Origin of the sequence: Listeria floridensis FSL S10-1187 (genome assembly GCF_000525875.1) — a bacterium.
GTDB classification, from domain to species: domain Bacteria; phylum Bacillota; class Bacilli; order Lactobacillales; family Listeriaceae; genus Listeria; species Listeria floridensis.
In genome coordinates, this window is sequence record NZ_AODF01000012.1 from 22,866 (window position 1) to 33,314 (window position 10,449).

Here is a 10,449-nt window from a genome sequence, read left to right on the forward strand (position 1 = left end):
GAGGGGATCAAGTAAAAAATGTTCAAAAAATAGTCACATATACCAAAGGTAAAAAACGCTATACTTAAATAGAATACAAAATGGGAGGCGAGAAAATGAAAAACAGAAGAAAAAGAAGCTATTTTTGGTGTGGGGTTGTTGGCTTAGGTCTATTCATCAGTCCGCTAGGATACGTTGAAAAGGCACAGGCTTTCGAACAGTCAGTACCATCTAAAGAGATGAAACAAGAAGAAAGAGGAAAGGCTGTTGTAGCAACCAATGAATCTAAAGGATGGAATGTCATCATAAAGGTAAATCCTTATCAAACTGGGGATGTCACACTTTCGGGTTCTGTTTCTAAAGGAATCCGAAAGGTTAGACTCTGGGTAGATGGAGAAGTAAAAACACAAGCCAATGTAGATGCAGAGGGGAATTACGTATTTGAAAATAGTGATCGCTTCATTGCTTCCGTAGAAGATAAAGTCGAAGTAGTCGGTGTAGATAGTTCTTACATTGAGCGAGGTCGTCAAGAGGTTTCCATAGAAGAAGGGAGTTGGATCTATGGATTGACAGTAGATCCTTACACCTATAACGATACGATATTAACCGGAACAAAAGAAAAAAACATTGCGAAAGTGAGATTGTTTGTCAATGATGTTATCTGTCAGCAAGCGACCATTAAGGATGGCAAATATCGGTTTACGAATGTACAAGCGTTCGTTCGAAATAAAACCGATAAAGTAGAAATCGTGGGAGTAGATGGGCGTTATGTTCGGCAGGCTCAAGAGTTAGTTTCCATACAAAAAGAAGCAGATTCAGATTATGAGCTCTCCCTCTTCGACTATCAACTAGGCGATGCTTCTGGTAAAAGGGGAAGTTGGACGTGGGATAAGAACCATTGGGCTCGAAGTTAATGGCAGAATGAGAACACATGTATATAGTGGTCTAGATGGTAAATTTGAAATTCCAAATGCAGATCGTATGATTGGATCTGTATCTGACACAGTAAAAGTTATTGCAGTGGACCGAAATTATGTAGAGCATGCCCGTCAAACCATGTCGATACAACCGGGTGAGATCACGTATTCCTTGACACAAAGCGATTACAGAATTGGGGATAGTAGGATACAGGGGCAGGTCAGTCGCAGTCTTGCAAAAGTAGGACTTGAGGTAAATGGAAAAACCGTACGAATGACAGATTCCGGTGTTCGAGATTATAGTTTTTTAAATTTACAAAATCTGATAAATACGGGTAATGATTCCGTTGAAGTCTATGGCGTAGATTGGTTTGGTGTGGAGCGAGTCCGAAACAAAGTCAAGATTATAGATGAGAGACTGCTGGCTGATCCTTATACATTTGAGGATACACGATTAACAGGCGTATATGGTACGAATATTTCGGCTGTCCATCTATTGATCGAGGACAAAGTAGTTGCAGAAGCTGAAATGAGTGATGGAAAGTATAGCTTTTCAAACGTGAACCAGTTCGTTTCATCTCCTGAAATGGAAATCAAGATCGTGGGGCTAGATGAAAAAGGAGAAAAGAAACAGGAAATAAGTCCAAGCATTCAAAAAGGCCAATTTGATTATCGTCTTTCTACAGTCAATAAAGACTACTTTAAGGGAGATCCATTTATTAAAGGCAGCAAGGGGAAAGATATTACGAAAGTACGTCTCGTCATTAATGGACAGGTAGCGAGCGAGATAGAGAGTACGGAAGAAGTCTTTCAATTTGACGTGAAAAACTTGATTCAAAGTACAACAGACCAAGTTCAGATTATTGGACTTAACAAGGCCAATCTGGTTAGAGCTATGACAGATATCCAGATTATTGATCAAACTGAGGGCACTTTTGGAGAGGTGCACTGGAAATGGGACAATGAGACAAAGACCTTACAATTTGAAGGGGGTAATTTCCCGAGTGCAAGTATCCGAGATCACGCTTACCTTAAACGGTTGTCCATTCAGGCCATTCGTTTTACAAAAGAAACGATGTTTCCAGTAAATTCATATCGCCTTTTTGGTGGATTAGCCGATTTGGAACGGATAGAGGGATTAGAAAACATTGATACCAGTAATGTGAGAATATTTGATTACATGTTTATTGAAACACCGAAATTAAAGAGTGTAAAAGGCATCGAACAATGGGATACATCAAACGCAGAAAGTTTTACTGGTATATTCTGTAATAGTGGGATTGAAGAACTAAATTTAAGTAGTTGGAAGACTTCCAAATTAGAAAGTATGGTAGAGATGTTTGCATCTTCAAAAGTTCGTCATCTTGATCTAGGAGGTTGGGATACATCGAAGGTTGGGTCGATGTTTGCTGCTTTTAGGGATGCCAATCAATTAGAGACACTCAATCTTGCCAATTGGGACACATCTCTGGTTTTTCCTGGTGAAACTTTTTCTATGTTTGATAATACAGATAAATTGGATAGTCTTACATTGGGACCAAAATTTCGCTTTTCAGGGGGGATAATTGCTCGGTTGCCAGAAAAACAAGATGATGTTTATACAGGTCGTTGGATTTATCACGAAGACGAGAATGTCATCTTCAATTCATCAGCTAATTTAATGAAGAATTATGATGGTTTAAAACCCGGGACTTATCAACGGGAAAGAGTGAATAAATAGGGGTTAGTTTCCGAGGAAAATGAGTTTGGTTTAGAGATCGTTTTGTGATTGAAGTTTAGCTTTTACTGAATAAAATGGGTTAAAAAATGAAGAAGAGAATCCAGTCTCTTCTTCATTTTAATGCATTACTAAGGTTTTAAAAGCAGAAAAAGAAGGGTTTGATAGCCACTGACGACAGACCCAATTCTTACTCATTGTCGAGTCTAGAATTTATAAATTCTAGACTCTTTTAGTGTTAGCTAAAGAATGCAGGTTTCAAGCTTGAAAAAATTGATTTTAGTCTGAAATATAGTCCAAAATGAAAGGTCTATTTTATTGTAATAATAAGATATTATTTTTCTGTTATAGAAGGAGAAAAGGGAAAATAGAATTATGTTATAATTTACGATGTATACAAAATGAAGAGGAGGGGAAAAATGGAAAATTCTAAGATGTTACATGTAGGTGTGCAAAATTCAGAATATCAATATAAACAAAGTGCAAATACACTTTTTAGATTTATGCCTGAACTGAAATTTTTGATTGAAGCAATTGAAAAAATGCAACTTTTTCCACGCTATGTAGAAGAGAGTGTTGAGTATTTAGGGATTAGATATGGTGGCGAACCAATAAGAAAAATATTGCTTCCAATGTTGTGTTTTTGTGATATAAATCTTCACCGGCTTCCTGCTCATGTAGAAGGGAATGGAAGGGATGATTCTGGATATGGTAAATATGGCATAGGGCTAGAGAAAGAGTGGTGTGAAGAAAAAGGGTTGCAACCAATTACATATTTAAATGAAAATTCTGAGTCAAAAAGGTTATTACAAACGGCTCTAAATAGAAGTTTTGAATTAGAATATAATGGGAATTTAGACCCTTCAATTGAAGAATATTTAGATTGTATTATTACGCAACTAGCTCTCTCAAAACCACTTAAAGGTACCATGAAAAAAGGAGAGACGGAAATTTTTAAAAATTTTCATGATGAAAAGGAGTGGCGATATCTACCGAATTTAAGTGATACTACTATGCCTTCTTTTAAAAATGATGTTCTTGATCCAGAACTACAAAACTCTATAATGAATAATGACCTGTCAGATTCTTTGAAAACAACTCCAGGTGCCCCTTTGACTTTGACAATGGAAGCTGTAAAATATATTTTTGTACACACTATTGAAGATAGAAATAAGATGCTCGAAGTTTTGAAAAACAAATTTGATATTGACGAGGCTTTGTTACTTGCATCAAAAATTATAGTATATAATCAAATAGTAAAGGATTGGTAATATTGAAATTTTCTAAAGCATTTGAGCGTCGACAAAACAAAGGTGGAAGAGTAACTGCTCCTCCTGAATTCTTAGATTTCCTGAATAGTGATGTTCCATTAGGAACTCATTTTGAGACGGATGACGGTCTTCATTTTCGTATGATGGCTGACAATACTGAGGAAATGAAAATAAACTTTAAAATAAAGCTTCCTGAAAATCTTAAAGGAGTGGATATAAAATCTGGTGAGGATCTCATTAAATTATTATATAGGTCTCAGCAAACTGTTGAGATGCAAGAAGTGAGACATATTATTAGCGGGAAAGAGGTTGAGCCGGACGAAGCAATCCGTGTATTTGGTGATAGAATTAATTTTAAGGATAGAAGCTATAAATTGTGTCCACCAAAATCCCCTAGTATTGATGAACCAATTTCAGTTTGGTTGAATCAAAACGAATATAAATTTACGGTAAAACATCATCCTTATGCTAGTTTGGAGGAAATGATATTTGAATCAGTAAACGAAGATATATTAAATTTAAGGCTAACATTTAACAGCAACACCGATAAAGTGAAAATAGAGTTTACTTACAATTTTAATAAGGCCAATTCATTGGGGAGTATACTTGAACAGAAGAAAAAATTACTGGATTACGCGACGGGAAAGATTCAAATTTTTGGACATAATTTAATAGACGATTCTGAAGAGATGTCCACTGGGATTGATAGGTTATTAGTTTTTTACGAAAAATTAAACAAATTAGCTGAAACTAAACATATTGAGTTTGATATTAAAGAAACTATTATGAATTCGGACTATATCAATCTAGAAAAAATTTATATATCTGAGTTTGAAGATATGTTCTATTATCTTCCAAACAACAAAGAAATCAACAAAGTATCAGTTGATGTAAACGAAGATAATTTAACAGAACTACTTGAAAAAGAAATTGGAATTACAGGTTTTAATACGAATAAACTTACTATACTAAATCATACATTTGAAGTTTATGAGCAATTTGTGTTTAAAAAAATAAGATATTCAGGAATGGAAAATGAGGATGGATATATATTTCATGTACTAGGAGACAAAATAAAGTATCAAAAAATATACTCGAATAGACCAAAAAAAAGAAGATGCGATGATGAATTTTAATTGTATAATAAAGGACTTAGATAAGGCTAAAGAAATAATTATCAATAAATAATATAACTGAAGATAAAACTATAATAGATGAACTGATTGTTAGAATATACTCTGTTGACTTAGTCGTCTCTGAGCGTGGTTTGCCGCTCCTACATGGTATCAAATCTGGGCAAAAGATGGAGGGATATATAATAAAAATATGCAGAAAAGTCATTGTGGAAAATGAGAGTAAACCATAATGGAAAAATGGGAATTTGAGAAAACATTCACGAAAGGGAGAGAAGTGGATACGTTTCATTTCTTATGATCAATTTATCTGTTGAGATCTAAAAGAAAGTAGGAAGCCGATAAAAGAATGAGAAAACTTTGATATTCTACTGTCCAGAAAATGAATGTAACAGGAAATAATAAAACGCTTGAAGTATTTGTGCAATGTTTATTATTTGCTGATCCATTGGCGCTAGTGAAGAGAAGCTTTTTTGAAATAATCGAGACATTATATAGAAACACTGCAAAAGAGGTGGAAGAATGGACGAAAGAAAGAATTCTAATTTGAATGCTGAAAAAATGGATGGTCCTATTGAAGATATAGATAATTTGTGGAAAAGCAGTGTCAAAATGAGAGATACAGTTGAAAAGAACCTGAAAATTTCAAATAGAATTAATAAATATATTGATTTAACACCAAAAATTTTTGTACCAACAAAAGAATCCTTAAAGTTCCCTAGTCAACATATTTCTTTAGATAAGAAAATAAGAAGTATTCAAAAGGCAGCAAAACTACCTTACAGTGTAAGTGATATAGCTAAGCCGATTGTTAATCAGCGAGTAGGAATACTTCAGTCAGTTGACCAAATTAAAACTAAGTATCATAAGTCTATGGATTGGAAAAATCCGTATTTAAAGGGATACTCTGGTTCAAGTGGTTCGTTTTATGGAAGTATATCAGCTGTGACAACAGCTTATAAGAAAGCATTAATGAATGCTTCTAAATTGGGTGATATAGAGTCACTAACTAAGCAAACTCAGGTGATGAAAACCCAATCAAAAATTTTATTAGATCAGTTTTCAGAAAATATTAAGCTCTTAACTCAATATGACTTTAGAATCGGTGTGGTAGGTCAAAAATTAGAACAGCACATTCCAACATTCGAAGATATTCAGAGCCTTTCTACTCCAGAAATTAAAGAAGAAATTCATAATCTATTAGCACATAATAATGAAAATCAAGATTCTAACGATATGGAGTTTAGAATAAGGTACTTAGAAAAAGAGCTGAATAAATTTATTCAAGTTGAAAATGAAAACTTTACAGCTAATAAACATATGGAAAAAAAGATCATAGATTCGATGGATAAGTCCGATTTTCTATTGACAGAAATTGTTAGCAAAAGTAAAAATGAATTTGCATCTTTTGTATTTGGCTTTTTATTAAATGTGCTGATCCCCCTTCCTAATCCGGAGAGTGTAAGGCATTTTTTGATTTTTGTTTGGAATCTTGTGTTATTAGTTCAAAAGTGAGAGGAAAAAATGATAAATCGAGTGGTTTTAGTTGGTCGACTAACAAAAGATCCCGAACTTCGTTATACACCATCTAGTGTTGCGATTACGGCTTTTACGCTTGCAGTCAATCGAACTTTTACCAATCAAAAAGGCGAGCGCGAAACAGATTTCATTAATTGCGTGGTTTGGCGAAAGCCAGCTGAGAATGTCGTGAACTTTTTGAAAAAAGGGAACCTGGCCGGAGTAGATGGTCGCCTTCAGACACGAAATTATGAAGGACAAGATGGTCGTCGTATCTATGTAACGGAAGTCGTAGCTGAGAGTGTTCAGTTCTTAGAACCAAAAACTCAATCTACGCCCGGAACGATACCGACATATGATGATGGATCTGGACGTGATCCATTTGAAGGGACACCTATTGATATTCCAGATGACGAACTACCGTTTTAATGAGAAGCGGGATGAAAGGAATAGCCGATACATTGAGTATCGTTAGAAACTGTGCTATAATGAGGTTGCAAATGAAAGAACACAAGATACACTAAACCCCTAGAGAGGTCGGATTCTCTAGGGGTTTTTAGTGAGCTGATGTCGCCTTTAAATCGCTTTACTTCTTGTTTTTAGTATTCAGCCAAAAACTAAAGAGGGATAAAATGATCCCAACAAGAAGGGGGCAAATGATTAATTCGAACACAAGATACACCTCCTTCCAGTCGCAAGACTTTCGGAAGGCGACAACTCATTATACTAAATTAAGAAACTTGATTCCACCTTGTGCAAAATAAGATGAAAAGTTAATAAAATATTTGAATTTTCTCTGTCCAGAAAATAGTGGTTAACTTGATTAAACTGGAACTGTTTTATAACTAAATTAGTAAGGAATGTGGAGATTGAAGTCAATATTTAACAGATATTGATGTGAATTTTATTGAGAAGAGAGAAAATGTGCCTAAATCCGTTTGCTAACAAATATTATTGACAGAAAATTCCTAAAGTGTTATATTTTTAATACCTTTATTAGTATATTGTTTAGTTGTTCACTGCCTAGTTTGATAGAAGTCCTAATCAACGCGTATACCTAAAATGCCATAGATACACTGGTGTTTTAGGTATTCAGCGTTTAGATCAAACGTTTGAAGTTTATGTGGAGGGATGGCATCTTGGAAAAAGACAGGAATTATAAAAAAAATTCTAAATGATTCGATTACAAATCCTTTGGTGTTGAAAATTGCAAATAATTCCGTTACCTTTGAAGACATTTGTGAGCATGCGAAAAAGATAGACCTGTACACTGAAAAAGTAGATATGTTCAAGCAATATGAAAAACTACTAACGTACAGAGCGAAGCATCGGATATTCCCTTATTTTTTTTATTGAAGAATTACGAGAACAAAAAAAATATGCTTTATTGGGTAAAAATCTGTTTTGGTGAAAATGAAAGAGAACAATACGTGGTTGCAGATGAGATAGAGCTATTTTTAATTTTTCTTTTACATGGAAAAGTTGTAACGGATGAAGCTTTGATTACGGATTATAGACAAACGTTTGAAGACAGATATTTACTGTACAAACAAGGTATCGAGTCGAAAGAATCAAGCGATTTCTCAGATACCTATAAAAAAATGCTAACATGCAAAGATCCAAGATACACGACCTATCAAAATTTGTACTTTCCACTAAAATTCCATATCGTTTTGGAGAATTATCGATCCTTCAAAGAGCAGATTTTTAATTTTGAATTGAACGCATCTGAAGCCGTCGATGTGCTAGGATACATGTTGACCATACATACCTTTCATAATAATGAAGAAGTAAGTATTTCTCAAATAAACATGGAAGAAATCTTTTGTGGTCATTCGATTGAATTTCAAAATAGGCTTCCTGAAAGATCTCATTTCAATCAACAAGAATAGATATAGTTTTAATACGATGTGAAGAGGAAGAAATCTATTTCTAAATGAAATGGATTTTTTTTTGTGGTAGATAAACATCATAGTGTCAATTTAGGGTATAGGCCTACTTATCACGAGAAAAGGGAGAAAGAGTGGGCTTTGAACCTGTAAAGTTAGGGTGTCAAAAAACGCTTTGGTAAAAGAATGGTTCAATCATCAGCGCTAATGAAGCACGCCCTTTAGGTTTCTCAAACTCAAAGGCAAGCGAGCTAGTGGAATCTGATCCCTTGCCTTTATGTGGCTGCTTCTTTTGGATAGCCCCACTATTTTAGGTTGCACAACAAAAGAAATTAGCCCCCGATCAAGAAAAAGGACCGTTTCTGATAGGAATAAGTGGGCGAACGTTGAGCAATCTGCTGTCGAGTAAGCCCGTGTTGTTTCTTCCACATTAAGAAAGTGCTACGAGAAACGTCTAGTTCTTGTATTATCCAGGTATCTGAATGTTTTTTTTCGTAAGCGGATGTATTCTTCTTTGGTAAACAATACTAGTTTTTGTTCGACCGTCAAAGGGAATCCTTTGCACCAATCTCCAAGGGCTTCATAGTAGGCCAGCTCTTGAAGAAGGGCTTCTCGCTTTTTAGGAGATGGCGCCTGTTCAAGTTGATTCAATCGTTTCCACATTTTTTTCCGTCTCTGCATTTTTGTAAAAATCATAGTCAAGCTCCTTTCATCTTCGAATGAGTCGTTTTTTTATTTTAGCATAGCACCATATTGGTAACAAAGAAAATTAAATATCCATTTTTTACTAGCGAAGAAAAAATAGGGATGACTAGTAATGAAAAACTGATCTTTTCACGACCACAAGAGAAAAGTGCCCAAAGGATATGAAAATCGAAGAATCAAGCCTGAGAATTCACAAAGCAGTCACAACTGGAACGTGTGTGTGGTGATATACTTAAAGGAGCGACCTTATACGTTTAGAAGAGGGAATGGAAGGGAGAAAAGAGATGAACAAGAAAAAAGGATGGGCCATTGTTTCAACAGCAGCGTTATTAGTGAGTTTGAATAGCCCTTATGCCGTAGCGGCTTCGACCGAAGAAGCACAAGCCACTACGAGTCAGACTACTTCTCAAGAAGTGGCGACTGAGAAGAAAGAAACGAACGCAACTCCTAAAGTCAACACACAAGCAAGCGAGGTCAAAACCTTTGATGAATGGTTTCCAACGAATAGGAGCCTCGCATTAAAAGTAGCGGATGAATTAGGGATGTATCCTGGAGACCTCGTCTCGCTCGAAAGGTTACAAGAGATTCGAGGGTTAGTTTTAGATTATACGTCTTTAGAAGGGATTGAGGTACTTTCGGGCTTATCGGGAGTGACGATAACAGGGAATACGGATTTAACGGATTTGAAGAAATTACCCGAACTACAAAGCATTCAACTGCGTGAAAATACGAATTTAAGCAACTTAGACTTTCTAAAAGGAGTGGCGCCCTTACTGAATTTGATGATTACAGGGAGTCAAATTACGGATGTGGAAGGGCTCCGTAGTCAGCCCTCCTTGTTAACCGTGGATTTGTCGGCGAATTATCAAGTAACGGACTGGTCTCCGCTTGAAAGTCTGTCGAATGTCTATAATCTCACCATTCAAGGGATTCAGGTGCAAGATTCCTCGTTTTTTGCGGGCATGAAAAGGTTAAGTTATTTGGATGCGATGGGGGGGAATCTTTCAGACATTTCAGGATTAGCACAAGCGACAGGTTTGATCAAAGCGGATCTGACAGATAATCAGATCCAAAGCATCGAGGCTTTTCGCGGACTTCAAAAGCTGAAAGACTTGAATCTCAGTAGTAACCCAATCCAAGATATTTCGCCATTAGAAGGGCTTCACCTGGAGAGCCTCAATTTGAGTTCTTGTGATTTGCCAAAAGAGGTGGATCTCGATCTTATTCAGGAAATGACGAGCTTAAAGGAATTGTCATTATCCAATAATCGTTTAGGTAGGGTTCCTGATTTGTCTCAATTAACGAATTTAACCAATTTGA

9 protein-coding genes and 1 pseudogene are annotated in these 10,449 nt (G+C 35.7%); 8 read left to right on the top strand and 2 right to left on the bottom strand.

Going from position 1 to position 10,449, the window contains the following annotated elements; genetic code table 11:
* Positions 1 to 95 precede the first annotated feature (95 nt).
* From MFLO_RS06310 to ssb, 6 genes and pseudogenes are all read left to right on the top strand, one after another.
* Positions 96 to 893, top strand: coding sequence for an immunoglobulin-like domain-containing protein (locus tag MFLO_RS06310; protein ID WP_036097119.1), 798 nt, complete (start codon positions 96 to 98; stop codon positions 891 to 893).
* 7 nt (positions 894 to 900) lie between these two features.
* Positions 901 to 2,616 (top strand): immunoglobulin-like domain-containing protein, encoded by a 1,716-nt coding sequence (locus tag MFLO_RS06315; RefSeq protein ID WP_036097120.1) that lies wholly within the window; start codon positions 901 to 903, stop codon positions 2,614 to 2,616.
* 416 nt (positions 2,617 to 3,032) lie between these two features.
* Positions 3,033 to 3,884, top strand: a complete 852-nt coding sequence (locus tag MFLO_RS06320; RefSeq protein WP_036097121.1) for an abortive infection system antitoxin AbiGi family protein — start codon at positions 3,033 to 3,035, stop codon at positions 3,882 to 3,884.
* A 2-nt stretch (positions 3,885 to 3,886) separates the two neighbouring features.
* A complete protein-coding gene (locus MFLO_RS06325; RefSeq protein ID WP_036097122.1) occupies positions 3,887 to 5,020 on the top strand; it encodes an abortive infection system toxin AbiGii family protein in 1,134 nt (377 codons plus the stop codon).
* Positions 5,021 to 5,539: 519 nt separating this feature from the next.
* Positions 5,540 to 6,532: a hypothetical protein gene (locus tag MFLO_RS06330; protein ID WP_036097123.1), complete on the top strand. Its 993-nt coding sequence runs from the start codon at positions 5,540 to 5,542 to the stop codon at positions 6,530 to 6,532.
* 9 nt (positions 6,533 to 6,541) lie between these two features.
* Positions 6,542 to 6,859 (top strand): annotated as a pseudogene (gene ssb / locus MFLO_RS06335) (single-stranded DNA-binding protein); the annotation flags it as partial.
* Between the two features lie 262 nt (positions 6,860 to 7,121).
* Here the strand turns inward: ssb and MFLO_RS16775 are convergent.
* Positions 7,122 to 7,217 carry a type I toxin-antitoxin system Fst family toxin gene (locus MFLO_RS16775; protein WP_149022987.1) on the bottom strand — a complete coding sequence of 32 codons (96 nt, stop codon included), beginning with the start codon at positions 7,215 to 7,217 and terminating at the stop codon, positions 7,122 to 7,124.
* A gap of 697 nt (positions 7,218 to 7,914) precedes the next feature.
* Between MFLO_RS16775 and MFLO_RS06345 the strand changes: the two genes are divergently transcribed.
* Positions 7,915 to 8,427, top strand: coding sequence for a hypothetical protein (locus MFLO_RS06345; protein WP_036097126.1), 513 nt, complete (start codon positions 7,915 to 7,917; stop codon positions 8,425 to 8,427).
* A 438-nt stretch (positions 8,428 to 8,865) separates the two neighbouring features.
* Here the strand turns inward: MFLO_RS06345 and MFLO_RS06350 are convergent, their stop codons facing one another.
* Positions 8,866 to 9,120 (bottom strand): hypothetical protein, encoded by a 255-nt coding sequence (locus MFLO_RS06350; RefSeq protein ID WP_051993534.1) that lies wholly within the window; start codon positions 9,118 to 9,120, stop codon positions 8,866 to 8,868.
* A 341-nt stretch (positions 9,121 to 9,461) separates the two neighbouring features.
* Between MFLO_RS06350 and MFLO_RS06355 the strand changes: the two genes are divergently transcribed.
* On the top strand, positions 9,462 to 10,449 hold a 988-nt coding region (locus tag MFLO_RS06355), incomplete at its 3' end, for a leucine-rich repeat domain-containing protein (protein ID WP_162148142.1).

Excerpts from the sequence above, each read along its gene's own strand:
- MFLO_RS06310 (WP_036097119.1), top strand. The coding sequence starts at position 96 with ATGAAAAACAGAAGAAAAAGAAGCTATTTTTGGTGTGGGGTTGTTGGC.
- MFLO_RS06315 (WP_036097120.1), top strand. The coding sequence starts at position 901 with ATGAGAACACATGTATATAGTGGTCTAGATGGTAAATTTGAAATTCCA.
- MFLO_RS06320 (WP_036097121.1), top strand. The coding sequence starts at position 3,033 with ATGGAAAATTCTAAGATGTTACATGTAGGTGTGCAAAATTCAGAATAT.
- MFLO_RS06330 (WP_036097123.1), top strand. The coding sequence starts at position 5,540 with ATGGACGAAAGAAAGAATTCTAATTTGAATGCTGAAAAAATGGATGGT.
- MFLO_RS06345 (WP_036097126.1), top strand. The coding sequence starts at position 7,915 with ATGCTTTATTGGGTAAAAATCTGTTTTGGTGAAAATGAAAGAGAACAA.
- MFLO_RS06350 (WP_051993534.1), bottom strand. The coding sequence starts at position 9,120 with ATGATTTTTACAAAAATGCAGAGACGGAAAAAAATGTGGAAACGATTG.